Here is a 22,549-nt window from a genome sequence, read left to right as displayed (position 1 = left end):
CCGCCTCACTTTAGGGTTTTATTTGCTTATTCGGATTTGCGAGTACGGTTCGCAGCAAATTTTCTGCTGTATCTGCCAAGTAACGCTCACCATTTGTCATGGCTTGCTCAAGGGAAATCGGCCCAGGGCACAATGACCACATTGCGCTAATGCCATGTTGATATAGGATACGGCTATCTTCACTATATCCTCCACAAAGCGCAATAACAGGCACACCATACTTGCTGGCCATACGAGCCACTCCGACAGGAGCCTTACCGTTCGCACTTTGGCTGTCAAGCCGCCCTTCTCCTACAATGACTAAATCCGCTTGTTGAATATAGGATTTTGCACCAAGGAGCCCCAAAACGAGATCGATTCCTTTTTCGAGCTTTGCCGAAACAAACCAACGAAGCCCAGCACCTAATCCACCCGCTGCACCACTGCCGGCCTCCAGCGAAACATCTTTTCCCGTTATGGCTGACATTAATTTCGCATAGTGGGTCATCCCCATTTCAAGCTGGTCGAGTGTGGCTTTGTCCGCCCCCTTTTGGGGACCATAAATATAAGTCGCACCGTTATTGCCTAATAAAGGATTTTCAACATCGCAAGAGACATTAAATTCAACCTTAGCGGCTCGCGAGTCAAATTTATCAAAATCAATCTTTGCGATATTAATAAGGTCTTTACCGCAAATTGGCGCCTCAATAAGCTGAGAATTTTTATCATAAAACAAAGCACCTAGTGCTTGAGCAAACCCTGCACCACCATCATTAGTTGCACTTCCTCCTATCCCTATAACAATACGAGAGCAACCCATATCTAATGCATGCTTGACCATTTCACCCAAGCCATAAGTTGAGGCATTTTCAACGCGACGGTGCTCGCGTTGAACTAATTCCAGCCCACAGCATTGTGCCATTTCAATAAAAGCAGTTTTTCCCTCCAGCACTAATAATCCTGCATCAACCTTACTACCATAAGGTCCAGTACAGCTAAAAATGTAAGGTGTTACACCAGAAAGCGCAGGGCTATGTTCCAGTGACTCCAACAAACCTTCTCCGCCATCAGATATGGGTAATAACGTCATATCTAATTCAGAGGATACACGCTTGAAACCCTCAGCAACGGCTTGACATGCTAACCTTGCAGAACAACTTCCCTTAAAGGAATCAAGTGCGATAACAATTTTCATGCAGACTTTCCTATTGTAAATGGCGATGTTGAATTATTTGCTTTCCACTGAAGCCGATACTTGTAATGGTTCGGGTTCACTCATACCGTTAGTATTCACTCGTGAAGCAATAATCGTTCCGATAACTAACAAACCGACACCAAACCATAATCCAGAAGTCGCTGTTCCGGTATAATCCTCAAAAAATCCAAGAATAAACGGGCCGAGGAAACCACCAAATAATCCTAAACAGTTCAATAATGCTAAACTTCCTGCCAGCATGCTGCCACTCATATAAGTGGGTGGAAGAGAGAAAATAATCGATTGAACCACAAAAAACATAAATGCAGTCAAGCAAAAGCCTATTAAGCCGACAACTGGGCCTCCCAGCGCACCTATCACTAATCCAACCGCCATCACGGCATAACCTGAAATTAAAATGCGCGATGACCGACGCGGTGTATTCGCTTTTCTCGCTACAAAAATGCCACCAATTGCAGCTGAAATCCAAGGGATCGCTGTTAATAAGCCAATTTGGATCGGTGTCAGTTTGCCATACTCACCGATAATAGTAGGCAAAAAATAACTTAAGCCATAGACGGAGAACTGGTGAGTAAAATAGATAGCAACAATCATCATAAAGGCTTTATTTTTGAATGCCGCCTTGAGTGAGAACTTACTATTACTCACACTAATGCTGTTTTTATCTTGGTCGTGTTTAAATTTAATATAATTCCGATCATCCTCATCTAACCATTTCGCATCTTCCGGTTTATTCGGCAACACAAACCACACAACAAATGCGAGGATCACCGCAGGCAAACCTTCAATAATAAACATCCATTGCCAGCCATGGAAACCTAATAAGCCATCCATACTCAGCAATAAGCCACTTAGCGGTGCTCCAATAATATTCGCAAGACAGACCCCAAGTAAAAATAACCCTGTTGCTTTAGCTCGTTCCTCTTGGCTAAACCAATATGTCATATATAAAATAACCCCGGGATACAAACCCGCTTCAGCCGCTCCCAGTAATAACCGTAAGATATAAAAAGAAGTCGGCCCTGTCACAAAAGCCATCGCCGCAGATAATAACCCCCACGTGATCATGATCCGCGTGATCCAAAAACGCGCGCCTACTTTTTCCATGATCAAATTACTTGGGATCTCAAGAATTGAGTAGGTTAGGAAAAAAAGCCCTGCTCCGATACCAAATGCGGTTGCAGATAATCCTAAATCAATCGACATCGCATTTTTTGCCATGCCAATATTCGTTCGGTCAATAAAGCTAATAATGTACGCTAAAATCAACAACGGCATCAGGTTACGGTATATCTTTGCGTTGGTTTTTTTCCCCTGAGCCGCAAAATCTAACTTTGCATTTGTAGAAAACATAGATAAGATCCTCATGTTGTAGTGAAACAGGTACGGCTCTTGGTTATAAGTGCCCCATACCTGTAGCTTTTACTTCAGCAACAGCCCGACGCCCCACGTCGGGCTTTCTGCTTGCAGTTTTTCTTATTCTCTTTCGAACAACATTGAAATCCCTTGGCCACCACCAATACACATCGTGACTAACCCGGTGGCAACCTGACGGCGTTCCATTTCATACATTAACTTCACAGGCAAAATAGCCCCACTGGCGCCCACTGGGTGACCCAGAGCAATTGCGCCACCATTCACATTCACCTTAGTGCTATCAAGAGATAAATCATTCATAACTGCGATAGCTTGAGCCGCAAATGCTTCATTTAGCTCAATTAAGTCAATGTCTTTTACATTCATCTTGAGCTTTTCCATTAGTCGGCGCGTCGCTGGCGCAGGCCCAAAGCCCATAATAGCCGCTTCACAACCCGCAACTGCCCAATCGACCACTTTCATGCGTGGGGTCAGACCACGTTTTTCCGCTTCTTCACGTCGCATCATGACTAACGCCGCTGCGCCATCATTAATCCCTGACGAGTTTGCCGCCGTGATCACGCCGTCGGCTTTAAATGCAGGGCGCAACTTAGCTAATTTTTCACGTGGTGTATCACGTGGATGTTCATCGGTATCAAAAATACGTGTGCCTTTACGGCCTTCTGGTATTTCTACTGGTAATATTTGGTCAGCAAAATAACCCGCTTGAATCGCTTTTAACGCTTTTTGCTGGCTGTCCCATGCAAAATCGTCCATCTCTTCGCGGGTAATATTGAACTGTTCTGCAACGTTTTCTGCAGTCATTCCGTTGTGATAAGGGCCTTCTGGCCAAGTTAGGATGGACGTTAATCCATCCTCGAGCACATCATTCCCCATGCGGTAGCCATAACGCGCTTTGCGTAAGTAGTACGGCAGCATCGTCATATTTTCTGTACCGCATGCCACCACAACATCGGATTGACCGGTCTGCAGTAACATCATGCCATCGGCTAAAGCTTGTAACCCGGAACCACATTGGCGGTTAACCGAATATGCTGTAGTTTCTTTTGGTAGCCCTGCTCGTAGCTGGCAAATGCGAGCGATAAAACCACTTTCTGCGATTTGCCCAACATTACCCACAATGACTTCATCGACATCTTCGGGAGCAATTCCAGCTCTTTTCACAGCCTCACGGATAACCACGGCCCCAAGGTCGTGTTGATGCGTATTTGCAAAGCTTCCCCCCATCGTGCCAATTGCTGTTCTCACACCACTGACAATGACAATATCATTCGCTTGTTTCATTATTTCCCCCTATAACACCATTCCGCCGCCAACATTGATCACTTCCCCATTGATATAACGCGCTTTATCAGAGGCTAAGAATGCAACACATTGGCCGACATCACGTGGATCGCCAGCAAAACCCGCAGGGATCTTGCTGATCATGATGTCCCAAACTTTTTCAGGTACACCACGAGTCATATCTGTATCAATAAATCCTGGGCAAATCGCATTTACTGTGACACCTTTACGGGCTAGTTCACGGCAAGCCGTTTTAGTCAGACCAATAACCCCAGCTTTGGACGCGGCATAGTTGGCTTGCCCAACATTCCCAAGCCAACTCGCCGAGGAAATATTGACAATTCGGCCACTTCCTTGCTCACGCATTAATTTTGCCGCTTCTTGCATGCAGTTAAATGTCCCTTTCAGATTGATATCAATCACTTTGTCCCAATCATCTTCCGTTAATTTATGCAGCATGCCATCTCGGTTGATCCCCGCATTATTCACCAGTACATCAATCGCCCCAAAATGTGCTAATGCGTTAGAAAATAAGGCATTCACCTCTTCACGTTTAGCAATGTCGCAAGGAATGAAAATGGCTTGATGGCCTTGTTCTTGTAGCTGTTTTGCACTTTCTTCACCTGATGACATGGCTAAATCAGAAATAACAACTTTTGCCCCTTCTTCTGCAAGTACCTGAGCAATCGCAAAACCAATACCTCTTGCAGAACCCGTCACAATGGCAACTTTATCTTTTACTAACATGGATAAATTCCTCTTTAATATTGAAACTACAAATACGAAACCAGACCAAAAGGCGCCTCTTCAAATAATGAAGAGTCCATCACTTTCAGATCAGGCGAAATTTCAGGTACGAAGTCCATATGGGCAAGAATGTCACGCTCTAGGTCGATACCAGGGGCAATTTCAACCAATACAGGGGTTTTCCCCCCTAAAGTGAACACCGCACGCTCCGTGACAAAATGCATGGTTTGGTTGATATTTCGCGCGACATCCGCATTCCATGAAATTTGCCGTACTTGGTTAACTAACTTTCTAATATCCCCTTCCTGCACAATAGTTAATTGCCCATTTTCACAACGAATATCTAACCCTTTTGCCGTAAACGTTGAGCAAAACACTACGTGCCGAGCATTTTGGGTAATATCAATAAACCCACCTGCGCCAGGGCAAATATTGCCTAACAACGTCGCATTGACATGACCACTGGCATCCATTTCCCCTGCGCCCATATAGGTGATATCAACGCCTGCACCGTTGTAGTACAACATTTGGTCTTGGTGACTAATCATCGCTGACAGGTTGCGGCCTATACCAAAATCAATGCCACCAGCTTGGACGCCCCCCCAAATCCCTGACTCCACGGTAATATCAACACGCTTGGTTGCATTTTCTTCCTGAATAATTGAACCAATAACATCGTTTGGAATTCCCGTTCCTAAATTAATCACACAGTTTTCATATAGATAACGGCATGCAATTCGCCCAATCAATTTGCGAATATCTAAAGGTAATGGCGTAGTTTGTTGGATAGGCGTGCGAATATCGCCGCATAGCGTTGGGTCAAAAAACCAGCTTGAGGATTGGCGATGGTCTTCTTCAGGGTTATCACACACGACAATGTGGTCAATAAAGCTGGCGGGAACCGTGACACGTTTAGGATGTAAAGTTCCTTCTTCGACACAATACTTCACTTGTGCAATCACTTTGGCACCAAAGCGTTTAGCAGCCAGTACCGCATGTAAAACCTCTAACGCCATGGCTTCTTCATCGGTGGTCAGGTTACCTTTACTATCCGCATGGGTTCCTCTGATCACCACCACATCTAAAGGAATTTCTGGATACCATAACCATTCTTCCCCTTTGAAATTCACTTTTTCAACTAAAGGAGGAAGCGCCAACGTTTTAACGTTCATCCTCCCCCCTTCGAGATCAGGGTCGATAAATGTCCCTAGCCCCACTTTGGATAAGCGCCCTGGTAAACCTGCGGCCATTGCGCCATATAAATGCACCATTTGCCCTTGCGGAAGACAATACGCTTCGACTTGATTGTCATTAATCATCTGCATCCATCTAGGTGCTAACCCCCAATGGGAACCAATAATCCGTTTCACCATTCCTTCATGGGCAAAGTGTTGATTCCCGCGAATACGGTTACATTGCCCAGCCGCATGAACGAGAGTTAATTGATTTGGTACGCCCTCGGATAAAAAACGTTGTTCAATTGCCGATAAAATAGATTCAGCAGCACTGGTTAATGTCATTCCCACAGTACAAATCGTATCACCATTATTAATTAATTTAGCGGCATCTTGTTTAGAAATAAATTTATTATTCATGATAAAACCTACCTGAAGGCTAATATTTCATAGCCCCTTTTTGATTAATTAAAAACTAATTTAAATTTTAGTTATTTAAAGAGTAATAGCGTAACTTCAAATCTTTCTTACTTATTTTACCATTCCAAGTTCTAGGAAAGTTACGTGTAAACATAATTCTTACTGGAACTTTATACGTTGGCACTCTATCTTTTAACCATTCAATAATTTCTTTACTGGTTAAACATACTTGGTTCTCAGGAATAATAAATGCAATGGGTTCTTCGCCATATATTGTACTTTCAATTGGAATGACCGCGACCTCATTAACGCCTGGGTAATTAGAAATCAAATCTTCGACTTCAATAGAATATATTTTTTCCCCACCACGGTTAATCATGTCTTTAATTCGATCTTGAATATAAAGGAAACCATCATCATCCCTATAACCAATATCGCCAGTAAAAAACCAACCATCATTAAACGACGTGGTGTTCGCAGGGCTATCTGGCCAATAACGTTGGATAACAACATCTCCCTTAACCCAGATATTACCGGTACTGTTAGCGGGCTTATCTTCACCTTTATCATCTCGTATGGCCACCTGTAATCCAGGAACCGGTGTACCTGAGCTCGCCTTTTTATCACTGTATCGAATATCTTCACGAAATACGGTGGCTGGGGATGATGTCTCTGTCAAACCATAAATAGAATGAATAGATGTCTTGGTGAATAGATAAGAAAGCTCTTTAATCGTGCCTTCATTCAAATGACCTGCACCACAAGCAATCATTTTTAATGAATTAAATCTTTCTAGGTTAATACTTTTATTTTCTTTTATTTTTTGAATTAATAATATAAACACGGTTGGAGAACCATGTAAGAATGTAATTTTTTCTTTTGCAATTGTTGAAATAATATCTTTTGCATTAAATTTCTTTTGAAGATAAACCGTCCCACCAATATGAATAAATAACGCTAAAATAGCAGAAAGCCCAGTAATATGATAAATCGGTACCGCTAAAATTGTTTTATCGTGTTCAGATAACTTTAATGTTTCCTGATAGGCATATACTGCAGACAATATATTCTTGTGCGTGATCACCGCACCTTTTGGTGCACCTGTTGTGCCCGAAGTAAATATCACAACCGCGGGGTCTTCCTCATTAACTTGGTTGATAAAGTTAATTTCTTCAGTAAGTATTAGATTACGCCACTGAGAAAGACTCATCCCTTTTGTACTGAACTGAGCTAACCATGGTTGATATGTGTCATCCCAAAAAATAGCATCCGCATTAATACAAGATAAATGCTCTTTGCCTTCAAACTCTTTCATTTTAGTACTTAAAGGAATTACCTGAATACCCAACCCTACAGCGGCATAAAATAATTGGCAAAATTCAATTGTATTACCCCAGCCGAGTACTATCCGATCACCTTTTTTCAACTGTGCGGCGGTAGTTAGCCATAACATTGTTTGGTTTACTTTCTCAAGTAATTGGTGATAACTCCAACTTTGCTCTTCAAATACAATCGCAACAGCGTCTGGCTGCACTTTTGCTCTTTGTGATAAGCTTTGATAGATGTTTGAATTTGGCGCAAGCATGGACACACTCCGATACACCTGAATATGACTGATATGCTATCAATGTATAAAATACACCCCAGCAAATTAGTGCCAATCTTCACAAATTATTCACACCCTTTTTTTATTTGAATTAGTGATCTGCACAACGCGTTTGTTAACAATTTTTTCACTTAAGTCTTATTTCAAGCGCTGATTTTTTATTATGCACGAGCATATTTACCTTTTGTTATTACCTAACCATTCAAAACATGTGCTAATTTCGATGAATAACTCAACTATCATTGTGCGTATAAACAATGACTCCCAGACTAAAAAGTCGCTCAGCACTAATACTTAACTCATCTGTTTATCTTCTATATATTCTTGCACTCTGTGCTATTTAGCCTTCCCACCAAACCAAATACGATAAAAACAGTGGCGAATTCATTAGGGCTTGCTACAGTGAAAGACCTTCGCAATGAAAAGATTGATGAGAAAACAATCACCACCTTTGAAAACGGTTAAGGAGATAACTCATGGCAAACCCCCCCTATATTCCGCCAAAAGTCTGGCAATGGGAGCAAGGTAACGGCGGAAAATTCGCCAATATTAATCGTCCAGTTTCCGGTGCAACTCACGAAAAATCTTTACCTATAGGTAAGCACCCACTACAGCTATATTCCTTAGGAACGCCGAACGGGCAAAAAGTCACTATCATGTTAGAGGAGTTATTAGCCCTTGGCATTAAAGAGGCAGAATATGACGCTTGGCTAATTAACATTGGTGAAGGCGACCAATTTAGTTCTGGTTTTGTTGAAATTAACCCTAACTCAAAAATTCCCGCTTTAGTCGACAGAAGCGGCAAGGAGCCTATCCGAGTATTTGAGTCAGGCTCGATTCTGACCTATTTAGCCGAAAAATTTTCTGCTTTTTTACCCACAACTCAGCCGGAACGAGCTGAAACCTTATCCTGGTTATTTTGGCAAATGGGCTCAGCACCTTTTGCTGGTGGCGGTTTTGGGCATTTTTATGCCTACGCACCTGAAAAGTTTGAATACCCAATTAACCGCTTTGCCATGGAAACTAAACGTCAATTAGATGTGTTAGACAAGCGTTTAGCAGAACATAAATATGTTGCAGGGGAAGACTACAGCATCGCTGATATCGCCATCTGGCCATGGTACGGTGCATTAGTGAAAGGTTGGCTTTATGATGCCGCAGAATTTCTATCTGTCCATGAATATAAAAATGTTATTCGTTGGGCTGATGAAATCTATGCACGCCCAGCAGTACAGCGAGGTCGCCGGGTTAATCGCCTACAAGGTGACCCTGCACAACAAGTACGCGAACGCCACGATGCGAGTGATATAAGCTAGTTATTAAGTTTATTACCATTACCAATACTGAGATTTATCGATTTTAAGTCTCAGTATTCCCCAACTAGCACAGTATTATTCCCCTAAAACCAAATACCCTTGGTTAAAGTCACAACTGTTTAAATAACATATCTCCATTAAAATATCTAAATATGAAGGTAATAAATCACATTCAGATAGTCTTATTTATACAATTAATACTAATTCTATTAGTATCCCTCCAAAAATAATGTTCCAAAATGAACAGAAATATCTTAATAAATGCAAAATTTACAACTATTTTAGTAAGAATAATCTTATATTGATATTTTGTTTCAAAAAAAATCATATTAACAATATGTTATAAAAATAACCATTCAATTGATAATGTTTTTTATTTTTATTTAAGATTCAAGCTATTAAACAAGTCATTATTAGAGCATCACTTATTTAGCTTGTAATTAGATACATGTATTGTAATTAATCGATTTTATCGATTTAGCATACTGATTATTTATATTTAGAAAATACCTTTATCAAGAGTAATCTATATTCACAAATTAAACAGCAATCCAAAAATTGAAATTTAAATTGGTATCCTAATAAAATGAAGGACTCTATTTTTACTTGCTTAACTGTTTTAGAAAACAAAAAAAACATTACGCATATAGTTGCCAAGAATATTGGTAAAAAAATTAAATTGCTAAGATCAGAATATCAGTTAAGTGGATCTGATTTAGCCAGAATTATAGGTATATCTCAACAACAATTATCACGTTACGAAAATGGCCTTAGTGATATATCAACATCTAAAATCATGTTGATATCCGTGTATTTTAAGGTAGATGTCTGTTACTTCTTTAAAAAAGATTAACTCATCATATTTTCAATCCTCACATTTAGGTAAAGCAAATGAATGATGAAGAAAATGTAAATATAAAATTAGGATATTTAATAAAAAGATTGAGAAAGAAAAAAGGAATTAGTGGAGCTGAATTAGCAAAAAAACTAAATGTAAGTCAACAACAAGTATCAAGATATGAGCGAGGAGCAACAAAACTAAGTTTTGAAAAATTAATCGAGTTAACAATCCATATTGACCTAGATTTATCTAAATTAAAGTCAGAAATTGAAAAAGAAATCTTATATGTCAATGATTCAAGAGCATTATTGTAATATTCAATGACAAACGAAATTATTATTAATTAATAGCAATTAACTCTGATTGTTATTAATTAATCTCACTATGAAATTAACATAATGAGATTAACAATAATCATATTTATATATTTAACAGTAAAGGAAAAGATTGATGAAAATCAAAAGTATTGCAATGGCCACCTTATTAGTTTTAGGCGGCGCTTCTGCAGCAAATGCGGCTGACCAAGGCCACGGTAAAGTTACTTTTAAAGGTGCGATTATTGAAGCGCCATGTTCAATTGCACCAGAAAGTATTGACCAAACAATTGAATTAGGCCAAATCTCTAATATGGCTTTAGCCGATGGCGGAAAATCATCACCTAAGGCATTTGAGATCGCACTACAAAACTGTAACGTTAGCAGCTTAACTAAAGGTGTTCAATTAACCTTTACTGGTGCATCTGCTGCATTCGATGAAGATAATAAAACGTTAGGTATTGTAGGTACAGGTAGTGGTGCAGGCGTTCAAATCACTAGCGGTAACGGTGAAGTTGTTACGATTAATACAGCAACGCCATTCCAACAAATTCAGGATGGTAGTAACACATTACAATTCTCTGCATACCTGAAAGGTAATGGTGGTGATGTTTCAACTATTACTGCTGGTGAATTCAGTTCCGTAGCAGACTTCACTTTATCTTACGAATAAAATTAGCCACCTTCTAATTTTAACCTAAAAACACATGGATAGGTTTTTAGGTTCATTGGGCATAATGATAGAGCGAAAATATGCTATATAAATTTTCATGGTTGACATTCATTCTATTATTAGGAACTAGTTTGTCATCATATTGTTCGGCTGAATCATTAATTACAATGAATGGAAGTATTATTGAGACCGCCTGTTCTATTGATATAAGTAGCAGAGATCAAACCATTGAAATGGGAAGCTTATCTATATCGCAAATGATTCGTGATGGCCAAAGTAACAAAAAAAAATTTTCAATAAAATTAATTAATTGTGTGCTCGAAAGAACTGAAACAAAAAAACCAAACTGGCAATATTTTACAGTAACATTTGATGGAGTTCATGATGGTAATTTGTTTACTGTCAATGGACAAGCAGAAGGGTTTGGCATTGAAATTAGTAGTGCTGATGGTGAAGTCGTTTATCCAGGAAAGGTAATGTCATCGCAAGAATTAACTGATGGCAATCGTGATTTAAATTACAACCTACGATTAATAAGAAATAATAAAGTTTTAGAACCAGGTAATTACTTTAGTCTAATAAAGTATAAATTAGATTATGAGTAATATCGAAAATAACGCTGTCCACATGAACATTTTTCCAAATAGGAGATACCTTCTCTTATTATAAATGAGTTTGAATAAGGTCAAGTATAATGGCGCATCATAAAATCCATATTAAATTATCATCAGCTAATCGATTATATATATTAGCTGGCATGATAACTATCATCTGTAATACTGGATTCGCCTCTACTAATATAGAATTTAATACAGATATTTTAGATATAAATGATCGTGCTAATATTGATCTAAGCCGTTTCTCTAAAACTGGTTATTTTATGCCAGGAGAATACACTTTTAGTGTTCATGTAAACAAGAATATATTATCTGAGCAAAGTATTTTTTATTATAACTCAGATGAAGATATTGATGACAGTAAAGTATGTTTAGATCCCAGCTTAGTTGATAAGTTTGGACTAAAGCCCAAAATATTATCATCGTTGACCTGGTGGCATAATGACTCCTGCCTAGATTTAAACAGCTTATCTGGTGCAACTACAAAGGCCGATTTATCGACATCAACGCTATATATTAATATTCCTCAAGCCTATTTAGAATATACAGCAGATAATTGGGATCCACCCACTCGTTGGGAAGATGGTATATCGGGAGCTTTATTTGATTACAATCTAAACGCGCAAGCGAATCAACAGATACGTAGTCACCAAAGTACAAGCTATACCACTAATGGTAACGGAGTGGCAGGAATAAATTTAGGTCCATGGAGATTCAGAGCTGATTGGCAAACGCGGTTTGAGAAGCGTCCATCTTCTGAGTCAACACATTCTTTTGATTGGAATCGTTTTTATATTTTTCGGGATATCAAATCATTAGGAGCAAAGCTAACATTTGGTGAATCTTATTTAAATTCCGATATTTTCGACAGTTTTAGATTCACAGGGCTCAGTTTAGTTACTGATATTAATATGTTGCCCCCCAATTTAAGGGGATATGCTCCTGAAGTTACAGGAGTGGCCAATAGTAATGCAACCGTTATTATTAGCCAACAAGGCCGCACTATTTACCAAACTCAAGTTGCTGCTGGCCCCTTTCGCATTCAAGATCTCAATGATGCTTTATCGGGTGAATTAGATGTAAGAGTAGAGGAACAAAATGGTAAAACGCAAACTTTTACAGTAAATACCTCGAGTATTCCCTACCTTACTCGACCAGGGCAAGTTCGTTATAAAATTGCTGCAGGGCGACCTAGTGATTCCAATCATCGAATTAATGGTGATAATTTCGCTAGCGGCGAGTATTCGTGGGGAATTAATAATGGTTGGTCTTTATATGGTGGCACGATTGCTTCACAAAAATATATCTCAGCAACGTTGGGAATTGGTCGCGATCTCATGCAATTTGGAGCTCTTTCATTTGATGCGACAAGAACACATGCAAAAATTAAAGAAATCACTTCAAATAACGAAACGAGTTATAACGGAAACTCTTATAGATTGAGTTATTCAAAGCGTTTTGAAGATTTTAACAGCCAAGTTACCTTTGCGGGTTATCGTTTTTCAGAAAAAGACTTTATGAGTATGCCTGAATACCTCAATGCAAAAATGAGTGGCGTTCGACAATATAATAGCAAAGAGATGTATACCATTTCTTATAATCAACAGTTTAGCGACAGTGGATTGAGCACATACTTAAATTTTTACCACCAGACATATTGGAATCAACCCGATAATAACCGCTATAGTTTATCATTAGCTAAATATTTTGATCTCGGAAAATTTAAAAATTTAAGCGTTAACTTGACAGCATTCCGTACTAGCTACCAAAACACAAATGATGATGGCGTTTATATTGCGTTATCTGTGCCTTGGGGTGAAACCTCTACAGTCAGTTTTAACAGTAGCTGGGATAAAAGTAATACAACGCAGAATATAAATTATTATGACCGCATTAATGAGCGTAGTAACTACCAAATTAATACTGGGGTCGCACGGTCAGGAGCAATTATTGGCGGGTACTATACATATCAAGGTGATATGGCTCAGGTTAATGCAAATGCGACATACCAACAGAATCGTTACCGTTCCGCCGGGCTATCAATACAAGGTGGATTAACGGCAACACAACATGGGGTAGCACTCCATAGAAGTAACCAATTGGGTGCTTCGCGTGTTTTTGTTGACACCAGTGGTGTCCCGTACATCCCTTTGCGTGGTAATGGAATTGTGACACGGTCAAATTATTTTGGCAAAGCTGTCATTGCTGATGTTAATAGCTATTACCGTAGCAATATTAATGTGGATTTGAATCTTTTACCTAATAAGGCAGAAATTACCCATTCTGTAAAACAAGGGACATTGACAGAAGGCGCTATTGGCTATCGCCAGTTTGATGTTATAACAGGTAACAGCGCAATGGCGACTATTCGTTTATCGGATAATAGTGCTCCTCCATTTGGCGCTATTGTATTAAATGCACGTAAACAGCAAGTTGGAATAATTAGTGATGAAGGTAGCGTTTATTTATCAGGTTTAAATCCTAAAGAAAAATTGAATATTTCTTGGGATAATGAAATACAGTGCAATATAACATTACCGGATAGTGTTTCATCAGAAATAAATTTAGCAAATACATTACTATTACCATGTATAAAATAACATTTCACACATGTCATTATAAAACCATTAATGCTAGTTATTTAAACCAATAAAGTAAGCAATAATAAATTTTATCAAATTAAACTTAAAGAGATTATATCGTTTATGAAAAAATTAAATATAAATAAAAAGGATACCCATCCTAACCAAAAATTAGTTAATAGTTATAAAGTTATATTGGCAACTATTTTTTTGATGAGTATATCGACAGCAAATGCGGCTATCTCCTTAGATCGCACTCGTGCAATTATTAATGGTAATGAGAAATCGATTAGCCTGAATATTAGTAATGAAAATAAAACATTACCTTATCTTGCTCAAGGTTGGATTGAAAATGCACAGGGTGAAAAAATTAATGATCCATTTACTGTTTTACCTCCAGTACAACGTGTTGAGCCTGGAGATAAAAGTCAAATAAGAATTCAACCCTTAGCTAGCATAGAAAAATTACCGCAAGATATTGAGTCAGTATATTATTTTAATTTACGTGAGATTCCACCGAGAAGTGATAAAGCAAATACGTTGCAACTTGCATTACAAACACGAATAAAACTTTTTTATAGGCCAACACCTATCATTCCAACTAAGAATGATATCGATAACCCATGGCAAGAAAAATTGGTTTTAAAACAGCAAGGCGGCAAATATATTGCATTTAATCCGACGCCTTATTATATAACCATTATTGATGCAGCAAAGAAAATTAAAGGTGATACCGTAAAAGGCTTCGAGCCAATTATGATCGCTCCCAAAAATAGCCAGCCGTTAGGTGTCGATGTTGCAACATTAGGTAATACCCCAGTACTAACATATATCAATGACTATGGTGGCCGTCCTAATCTTAGTTTTAACTGCCAAGCAAATGAATGCAAGGTATCTCCAAGTAATAAATAATCTATCTATCAAATAGTAATAGAGGAAGGTATGAGTAAAATAGTGAGTTATAGCGCTCCTTTAATAGGGATTATTTTCAGTACACTTGCCTTTCAGACATTAGCTACTGATATTGGTAAAGTTGATAATTGGGATGTTGATGGTGCCAATGGTGTTTTACAGGTTAGAGGTGTGCTTACCGAAAGTGCATGTAGATTAGCCACGCAATCTGCATTTCAAACAGTAGATTTGGGCACAAATAGTTCTTCAGCATTTAAATTTCTAGGGCATAAAGGCACACCTGTTCCTTTTAATATTCAATTAGAAGATTGTTTAAGGAGTGAAAGTCGTAATCATGATCAACAAGGTAATATAACTTGGAGCTCTGACATGCCAGCCGTAAGAATTCGTTTTCTTGCTGTATCAGATAATACAGATAGCAAATTAATAAAAGTAAATGGTGCTGAAGGCATTGCTCTCGAGTTAAATGATGAAAATTTTAAAAAAATTAAACCAGGTGTTTTTACTAGGCCAAAACTATTATCAATGGGCAATAATAAATTAACCTATTACATTACTCCGGTGAGAATTAATAGTCATTTTAATGCTGGTAACTATCAAGCAAATATAAGATTCCAATTAGTCTATGACTAGGATAAAAATATGAAACCATCATATCAATACCTATTATTTAAATCGCAGGTTTTTATTAGCATTATTTCTATATTAATATGTTTTAATACAGCCAGCGCTTCAATGGCTTCTATTGGTTTAACAATTACAGTCATAGAACCCCCTAATTGTAGTTTTGTAGGAGGAAATACATTAAATGTTGACTTTGGCGATGTCCAGCAAGATTTAATCGATGGGTCATCATATAAAAAAACGAATGTTAACTACAATTTACAATGCACAAATTTATCTACTAATCTATTAAAAATGAAATTGAGTTGGACTAACTTTAGAGTTAATGGTGTTGATGCAATAAAAACGAATAGAGATAACCTTGGTATCGCCATTTATCAAGATAATAATATAGTATCCAACAATTCAAATATTCATTTTATTTATGGTGCTATGCCCTCTATTTATGCCGTTCCCATAAAACCAAGTGGTTCAATGCTAAGTGACGCTGGGGATTTTAATGCAGAAATGATTATGACAATTGAATATCAATAAATTAAGAGCCAATATGAAAATTAAATTTTTATATATATTAATAGTTTTTAGTGCTTTTTCTTATTCATCTTCACTCACTGTGGAGTTTAATGGAAATCTAATTATCACGCCTCCTGAATGCATTTTAAATAACAGTCAAAAATCAATGATTCATTTTGGAGATATATTATTAAGCAGGATTGATGGAGTAAATTATAAGCATAAATTACCTTTTGAATTAACTTGCACTAATTTAGCCATGAATAACCTAACGTTAAGTATTCAAGGTGACCCTAGTAATTTTAATAATGGCATTCTCAAGACCAGTAACCCAAAGCTAGGATTAAGCTTCTATATTAATGGTATAAAACAAGATATTAATAAAAAAATAAATTTTAATTATTTCGAATTACCATCATTAGAGGTTAGTCCTGTACAAAATGTTGCAACAAGTTTTGATGATTCCGATGGCGGAGATTTCACTGCACTAGCAACTCTTAATGTGGACTATCAATAATGAAAAACAACTCAATAAATAATAAAATTCAGTATCAGATATGTTGTTTTCTTTTAATATTCTTAGCAAATATAACCTATGCTAATTGGGGATTTGATGGTTCGTTAATTATACCGCCAAAATGTCGATTAAGTCATAGCGATCCTATCAAAGTTTCATTTGGTAAAGTCGGTGTTAATAAGGTTGATGGAATACACTATAAGGAAAAAATTCCTTATGAACTTATTTGCGATGGCGATCTAACACAACCTTGGAATATCTCTTTAACATTATCTGGTATAGCAGCAGGTGCAGGTTTTGATGATGCAACACTGCAAGTTAAATCTGATCAAAATGGAAATAATGTAGGTATCCAAATTCAAAAGGATGGACAACCTATCACTTTAAATAAAGCATTTGTAATTGATCAAAAGACATTACCCGCTTTATCCGCTGTTATTGTCAAAAAAGCAGGAACTAAACTTATTGGAGACACATTCAATGCTACAGCGACATTAACCATTACATTTCAATAGGAATTATGATGTTCTCGACAATAAAATATTATAATTTATTATTTTTAACAGTATTTATATGCTACTCCTTACCATCTATGGCCGAAACAATTAATTTTGATGGTATATTTGTTGAAGATACTTGTGACCTATATCCCGGAGATGAACTAATTACATTAGATTTCGGAACAATCGCAGATAAATATCTTTATTTAAATAGCCGCACGCTAAGTGAATCATTTAGTATTCGATTAATTAACTGTGACTTATCTTTAGGTCGTGAAATTAATGCTTCATTTAATGGCAATGAAAACTCTTTTTTACCTGGATATCTTGCACTAGACCCAGCAAGCCAAGCTAATGGTATTGCTATTGGTTTAGAAACAGATACTGGAGAAAAAATCGATATAAACAAAAAAGATCACACACAGAAATTGTCAGCAGGTAATAACGAAATAAAACTTAAAGCCTTTATCCAAGGAGAGCATTCTGCATTAGCAAATAAAACAATTTCATATGGAACATTTATATCAACGTTAACATTCTTTTTAGAATACAACTAAAAGTATAAAAGCTACATTTAAATCATAGGTATTCAAAAATGAAAATCTCAGCAATAATTCGCGATTATAAAGCTACAGTAATAAAAATAATTTTTATTACTGTATCAATCTTTATTTATAATATAAATGCTTATTCTGTAAGTTGGGGCGCATTTACTCAAAGAAATGGTAATGATGTTACTATTCAATGGGGATGGCCTAATGAAGATAGCAATAGTGTAATTTGCTTTAATCCATCAGGTTGTGTTGTAACCGTTGGCCCATATGATTACCGGGGATCTAGCGCTGATCCTAAAACATTTGGAGGTATAAATTTACCCTATGGCATGCAACAAAAAGTCATCATCCGCAATAATGGGACGGCACTGGATGCTTTTAATGCTTGGAAACTACAATACGGCACCGCCAATACACAAACAGTTACTGGCATGTGGGGTAATTATCCAAATACAGACTTCTCATCGGTTTGTTACGGGTTCCAAGTTTTTCAAATCTCAACTTGGGGAACTTCTTATGGCACTTTATTGCCTAGTGCTGCCTGTGGGGTAGTACCGCCATCAAACACTTCTTGTAATTTTAGCTTCCCTACGAGTATTGATCTGGGTTCCGCAGTTAGTGGCCAAAATGGCTCTTGGTCTGGAGAAGCTACAGGGGCTTTTAGCTGCACCAATATTGTTGATATAAGGGCTAGCTTATTAGCTACTCCCTATTTAAGTAATCTTCCTGTTGATATTTCAGTCAATCAAGTTTCACTGGATATCAATAATAAGAGCGTTGCTAGAGGGCAAATAGCACCACTTAATTTTAAGGCAACCACAACAGGTAAGTTCACATCTGCAGGTAAGTTTAACGCTAATGCAGTTATTTTGTTTTCTTTCAATTAGCAAACACATTACTAATATGAATGTTAAATAAATAAAGCACAGCAAGAACTGCCAATAATAACTTTATTAACTTATAGTTACCTATAAAAGCAAAGCCGTTCCTGTACCTTAATGGCCCAATAGTGAAAGAGGGTTAGTCCCCCTCTTCCACTTGCCCTTTATACTCTTCTTGTGAAACCAAATGTACTCCAATATATCTTTGATAGCGTGCGGGTTTTAATTTGGTTAAGTCCACCAGTACCAAGCCATCGATACAATCATTGAATGCGGGGTCTGTACCGAAATCCATAAACTGTACGCCACCCGGCTCGCATAATTCAGTATATTGCTTATAAAGCGTCGGAATCGAACAGCCAATGTTATTGAGTAAGCTTTTCAATTTAACTAAATCTTCGTGGTAATTGTCCCCTGAAAATTGGGCTAATACCTGTGGCAAAGAAGCTGGATATGGCTGATGTGACTGTGCAATGCTGTGTTGCGCCGAAAAATAGAGCCGATAAAAAGTAATCAGTAAGTCACGCGCCGCAACCGGCATTGAGCCAGAAATAGATACTGGGCCAAAAAGATAACGATATTGTGGGTATTTCGCCAAATACGCGCCAATACCTAACCATAAATAATCTAAACCCCGTTTTCCCCAATATTTAGGCTGAATAAAGCTCCGACCAAGCTCAATACCTTGCGCTAATATTGGCATCATGGCTTGGTCATAATGAAATAAGCTAGAGCTGTAAATACCCTGCAAACCTTTGGTATCAATTTGCTTTTTAGTGGGTATAAACCGATAAGCTCCGACAATATCAAGTTCACTTTCATCCCATAATACCAGATGATAATAATCGTCATCATAGCTGTCTAAATCACGGCGCTTACCTGAACCTTCCCCTACAGCACGAAATGCTATTTCACGTAATCGACCTATTTCTCGTAAAATCGGCGACCTTACCTCTTGGTTTCGGTGATAAAGGTAAATCTCTTTCCCATCGGGAGATGTTCCTAGCCGCTCACAGACCACTAGCGCTTTTTTTAATTCAATTCTGTCTTCTGGCAACGCAATTGGTGATTCGCTGGTAAATAGCCCTTCCTTACCTTTTCCCAACAAATAGACATGGCGACGAAAGCGCCCTGCTAGCTCATGAGCCGCTGTATGGCCATCATGCCAATGAATAAATGGGATGCTGCCACCAATACGAATTTTTAATCTTTTTCCTCGCTGCTTAAACATTTCCCTGACTAACATTAAAGTCGATAACGGCTTGTAAACCAACGAGGTTAAATAGAATAAATGGCTATTTCGCCCTTGAATATGAATGGGGACAATAGGTGCTCTGGCCTTTGCGGCTAAACGCAAAAAACCTGTACGCCAGTGGCCATCACGAACCCCTTTACGGCCAAACCGAGAGACTTCACCCGCAGGAAACACAATTAATGCCCCTTGTTTATCCAAATGCCGTTGCATTGCTTCAACCTGCTGCCGACTGGTTCGGTTATTTATATTATCCACTGAAATAAATAAGCTTTTTAGTGGCTCTATATAATTGAGGAACTGATTTGCCACGATTTTGACATCAGGACGAACGGCAGCAACTGCACGTAATAGTGCAAGACCATCGAGTGAACCTATCGGGTGGTTAGCAACTAAGACAACAGGACCTTGAGTTGGAATATTTTCTAAGTCCCCCTCAACCATTTCGCAAGAAATATCAAAGAACTCTATGATTTGTTCAATAAGATCCAAGCCCTTTAAGTGCGGATAATCTTGGGCAAATTGGTGAAATTCTTGTTCAAACAGCAGCTTTTTTAATAAACGACGTTTCCATTTGCCTGGTGTTTGATGAGGAAAAATATCGTGCAGCAGGGTATCGACACTAAACATAATGCTATCTCCTAACTGAGTTACGACGAACTTAAGTCAGATTCATAACAACAATATGTTTATTTTATGACAAAATGGTGAAAGCACAAAAATGATGATGTAGATCATTACTTTTCATTTACTAATATTATAGTTATCTAAAATCAATAATTTTTCCGAATATTGCTTTCTTGAATAATTTATATTTTACTCATTTTATAATATGCATTTATTACACAACAATTAAAAAAGTATAAAACTAAATTTTTTGATTAGTTTTACTTAATTTATTTGAATAATTCAGAATTTATTATTTATAAATACCCACCAATTAAATTGAACTAAAAATTTATTACAATAAGATAAGAAACAAAAAATACCCTTTAAATTCAATTAAATAAAAATTAATTATAAGTTTAATTTTTAACTTTTTTCTTATTGATAGGCAAATCTTATTTCAGCAATTGCTTAAACCGATGGCCATCATTGATAAAAATCAAGAACCTCTCGACCTTATTTATACATGATAGTCCGGCTGTAGAATTATATTAATTAAAAAATATTTAAATATATTTGACCGCAATCTTTCAAGGATAGTGTAATGAAAAAACTTACTCGCATTACGGTCGCTGTCATATTTTTGCTTTTACTCGGTTATTTTGGGTTATCTGGATATGTGTGGTATCACGATAATCAACGAAGAGAAAATAATGACATTCAGACATCTAAAATTGCAGAAAATAATCAAGTTCTCAAATTCTTCGCTGAAAAGGGATGCGATTACTGTCACACGCCGTCAACTGATTTACCTGCCTACGCATCGTTCCCCATTGCTAAGCAACTGATGGAATACGATATTCAGCTAGGTTATAAATCATTCAACCTTGAGGCTGCTCGCGCTGCACTCATCGCAGGAGAACCTGTACCACAAAGTGAATTAAATAAAATTGAGTGGGTTATGCAGAACCACACCATGCCGCCAACTCGTTATGTTGCACTTCATTGGGCAAGTAGCGTCAGTGATGAAGAGCGTAATAACCTTTTGAATTGGATAGCTAAACAGCGAGAAGAGCACTATGCCAGCCAAGATACCGCTGCTGAGCACCGTAACGAACCGATTCAACCAATTCCAAAATCACTGGATGTCGATGATGCAAAAGTCGCATTAGGCTTCCGCTTGTATCATGATGCACGCCTGTCAGGGGATAGCACGATTTCTTGTGCGCACTGCCACGCACTCAATGCAGGTGGTGTTGATGGCCGTAAAACGTCAATTGGGGTTGGTGGCGCAGTAGGCCCAATCAATGCGCCAACGGTGTTTAACTCTGTATTTAATGTCGAGCAATTTTGGGATGGTAGAGCGCCTGATTTACAAGCGCAAGCCGGTGGCCCACCATTAAATCCTATCGAAATGGCATCAAAATCATGGGATGAAATCATTGAAAAATTGGATAAAGACCCTGTCTTAAAACAAGATTTTGATGCAGTTTACCCAGAAGGGTTTACGGGTGATACCATCACAGATGCGATTGCTGAGTTCGAAAAAACCTTAATCACCCCAGACTCTCCGTTTGATAATTGGTTAAGAGGCGACAAAACTGCATTAACCGCACAACAGCTCCATGGTTACCAGTTATTTAAAGAGAACAAATGTGCAACCTGCCATGGTGGCGTGATCTTAGGTGGTCGTTCCTTCGAACCTCTGGGCCTGAAAAAAGACTATGAGTTCGGTGAAATTACCGCACAAGATATTGGTCGCATGAATGTCACCTCTGATGAGCGCGATAAGTTACGCCAAAAAGTCCCAACACTACGTAATGTCGAGCTAACCGCGCCATACTTCCACCGTGGAGATGTGGCTACCTTAGATGAAGCAGTGAAACTGATGCTGCGTTATCAAGTCGGTAAAGAACTGCCACAAAAAGATGTCGATGATATTGTTGCCTTTCTTGAAAGCTTAACGGGTGTGTATACACCGTATGTACAACAAGGTGAATCACAACAGTAAATATCAATAGCTAATTGATATGAAAAACCAAT

21 protein-coding genes are annotated in these 22,549 nt (G+C 38.0%); 14 read left to right on the top strand and 7 right to left on the bottom strand.

Translation table 11 applies throughout. From position 1 onward, the window contains the following. Positions 1–10 precede the first annotated feature (10 nt). From PSF28_RS06020 to PSF28_RS05995, 6 genes are all read right to left on the bottom strand, one after another. Complete coding sequence (locus PSF28_RS06020) at positions 11–1,174, bottom strand: glycerate kinase (protein WP_210837607.1); 1,164 nt, start codon at positions 1,172–1,174, stop codon at positions 11–13. Positions 1,175–1,207: 33 nt separating this feature from the next. Then, entirely contained in the window at positions 1,208–2,548 is a 1,341-nt protein-coding gene (locus tag PSF28_RS06015; protein WP_210837609.1) for an MFS transporter, read from the bottom strand. A 123-nt stretch (positions 2,549–2,671) separates the two neighbouring features. Next, positions 2,672–3,856 carry a thiolase family protein gene (locus tag PSF28_RS06010; protein WP_210837611.1) on the bottom strand — a complete coding sequence of 395 codons (1,185 nt, stop codon included), beginning with the start codon at positions 3,854–3,856 and terminating at the stop codon, positions 2,672–2,674. Positions 3,857–3,865: 9 nt separating this feature from the next. Beyond that, positions 3,866–4,603, bottom strand: a complete 738-nt coding sequence (gene fabG / locus PSF28_RS06005; RefSeq protein WP_004907760.1) for a 3-oxoacyl-ACP reductase FabG — start codon at positions 4,601–4,603, stop codon at positions 3,866–3,868. A 26-nt stretch (positions 4,604–4,629) separates the two neighbouring features. Further along, the gene (locus PSF28_RS06000) at positions 4,630–6,198 is read right to left on the bottom strand and encodes an acyl CoA:acetate/3-ketoacid CoA transferase (protein WP_210837613.1); all 1,569 of its coding nucleotides are present in this window, start codon (positions 6,196–6,198) and stop codon (positions 4,630–4,632) included. Between the two features lie 67 nt (positions 6,199–6,265). Next, entirely contained in the window at positions 6,266–7,783 is a 1,518-nt protein-coding gene (locus PSF28_RS05995; protein ID WP_272684785.1) for a class I adenylate-forming enzyme family protein, read from the bottom strand. A gap of 497 nt (positions 7,784–8,280) precedes the next feature. Here PSF28_RS05995 and yghU point away from each other — a divergent pair, with 497 nt between their 5' ends. The 13 genes from yghU to PSF28_RS05930 all read left to right on the top strand — a co-directional run bounded on the left by yghU (position 8,281) and on the right by PSF28_RS05930 (position 18,654). Beyond that, a complete protein-coding gene (gene yghU, locus PSF28_RS05990) occupies positions 8,281–9,120 on the top strand; it encodes a glutathione-dependent disulfide-bond oxidoreductase (RefSeq protein WP_272684784.1) in 840 nt (279 codons plus the stop codon). A 586-nt stretch (positions 9,121–9,706) separates the two neighbouring features. Further along, positions 9,707–9,973: a helix-turn-helix domain-containing protein gene (locus PSF28_RS05985; RefSeq protein ID WP_109912759.1), complete on the top strand. Its 267-nt coding sequence runs from the start codon at positions 9,707–9,709 to the stop codon at positions 9,971–9,973. 38 nt (positions 9,974–10,011) lie between these two features. Next, positions 10,012–10,275, top strand: a complete 264-nt coding sequence (locus PSF28_RS05980) for a helix-turn-helix domain-containing protein (protein ID WP_272684783.1) — start codon at positions 10,012–10,014, stop codon at positions 10,273–10,275. A 136-nt stretch (positions 10,276–10,411) separates the two neighbouring features. Then, a complete protein-coding gene (locus PSF28_RS05975) occupies positions 10,412–10,948 on the top strand; it encodes a fimbrial protein (protein WP_109912761.1) in 537 nt (178 codons plus the stop codon). A gap of 167 nt (positions 10,949–11,115) precedes the next feature. Continuing rightward, positions 11,116–11,553: a fimbrial protein gene (locus PSF28_RS05970; protein ID WP_109912800.1), complete on the top strand. Its 438-nt coding sequence runs from the start codon at positions 11,116–11,118 to the stop codon at positions 11,551–11,553. An 89-nt stretch (positions 11,554–11,642) separates the two neighbouring features. Then, positions 11,643–14,165 (top strand): outer membrane usher protein, encoded by a 2,523-nt coding sequence (locus PSF28_RS05965; protein WP_272684782.1) that lies wholly within the window; start codon positions 11,643–11,645, stop codon positions 14,163–14,165. Positions 14,166–14,270: 105 nt separating this feature from the next. After that, positions 14,271–15,059 (top strand): fimbria/pilus periplasmic chaperone, encoded by a 789-nt coding sequence (locus tag PSF28_RS05960; protein WP_110731625.1) that lies wholly within the window; start codon positions 14,271–14,273, stop codon positions 15,057–15,059. A gap of 30 nt (positions 15,060–15,089) precedes the next feature. Continuing rightward, on the top strand, positions 15,090–15,692 hold the full coding sequence (locus PSF28_RS05955; protein ID WP_109912763.1) for a fimbrial protein: 603 nt from the start codon (positions 15,090–15,092) through the stop codon (positions 15,690–15,692). 9 nt (positions 15,693–15,701) lie between these two features. Further along, on the top strand, positions 15,702–16,217 hold the full coding sequence (locus tag PSF28_RS05950) for a fimbrial protein (protein ID WP_228367291.1): 516 nt from the start codon (positions 15,702–15,704) through the stop codon (positions 16,215–16,217). A gap of 13 nt (positions 16,218–16,230) precedes the next feature. Continuing rightward, positions 16,231–16,713, top strand: coding sequence for a fimbrial protein (locus PSF28_RS05945; RefSeq protein ID WP_247605481.1), 483 nt, complete (start codon positions 16,231–16,233; stop codon positions 16,711–16,713). Next, a complete protein-coding gene (locus PSF28_RS05940; protein WP_110731623.1) occupies positions 16,713–17,228 on the top strand; it encodes a fimbrial protein in 516 nt (171 codons plus the stop codon). The genes PSF28_RS05945 and PSF28_RS05940 overlap by 1 nt, the downstream gene beginning before the upstream one ends. 77 nt (positions 17,229–17,305) lie before the next feature. Then, a complete protein-coding gene (locus PSF28_RS05935; protein WP_227024194.1) occupies positions 17,306–17,770 on the top strand; it encodes a fimbrial protein in 465 nt (154 codons plus the stop codon). A gap of 38 nt (positions 17,771–17,808) precedes the next feature. Further along, the gene (locus PSF28_RS05930; protein ID WP_109912767.1) at positions 17,809–18,654 is read left to right on the top strand and encodes a hypothetical protein; all 846 of its coding nucleotides are present in this window, start codon (positions 17,809–17,811) and stop codon (positions 18,652–18,654) included. A gap of 133 nt (positions 18,655–18,787) precedes the next feature. Here the strand turns inward: PSF28_RS05930 and PSF28_RS05925 are convergent, their stop codons facing one another. Beyond that, on the bottom strand, positions 18,788–20,530 hold the full coding sequence (locus PSF28_RS05925; RefSeq protein WP_272684781.1) for a lysophospholipid acyltransferase family protein: 1,743 nt from the start codon (positions 20,528–20,530) through the stop codon (positions 18,788–18,790). 580 nt (positions 20,531–21,110) lie between these two features. Here PSF28_RS05925 and PSF28_RS05920 point away from each other — a divergent pair. Beyond that, positions 21,111–22,517, top strand: a complete 1,407-nt coding sequence (locus PSF28_RS05920) for a cytochrome-c peroxidase (protein ID WP_272684780.1) — start codon at positions 21,111–21,113, stop codon at positions 22,515–22,517. The last annotated feature ends 32 nt before the right edge of the window (positions 22,518–22,549 follow it).

This window comes from Providencia sp. PROV130, assembly GCF_028482225.1.
Lineage (GTDB): Bacteria > Pseudomonadota > Gammaproteobacteria > Enterobacterales > Enterobacteriaceae > Providencia > Providencia rettgeri.
Note: the sequence above shows the minus strand (reverse complement) of the source record. Positions and strands in the feature narration are given on the sequence as shown.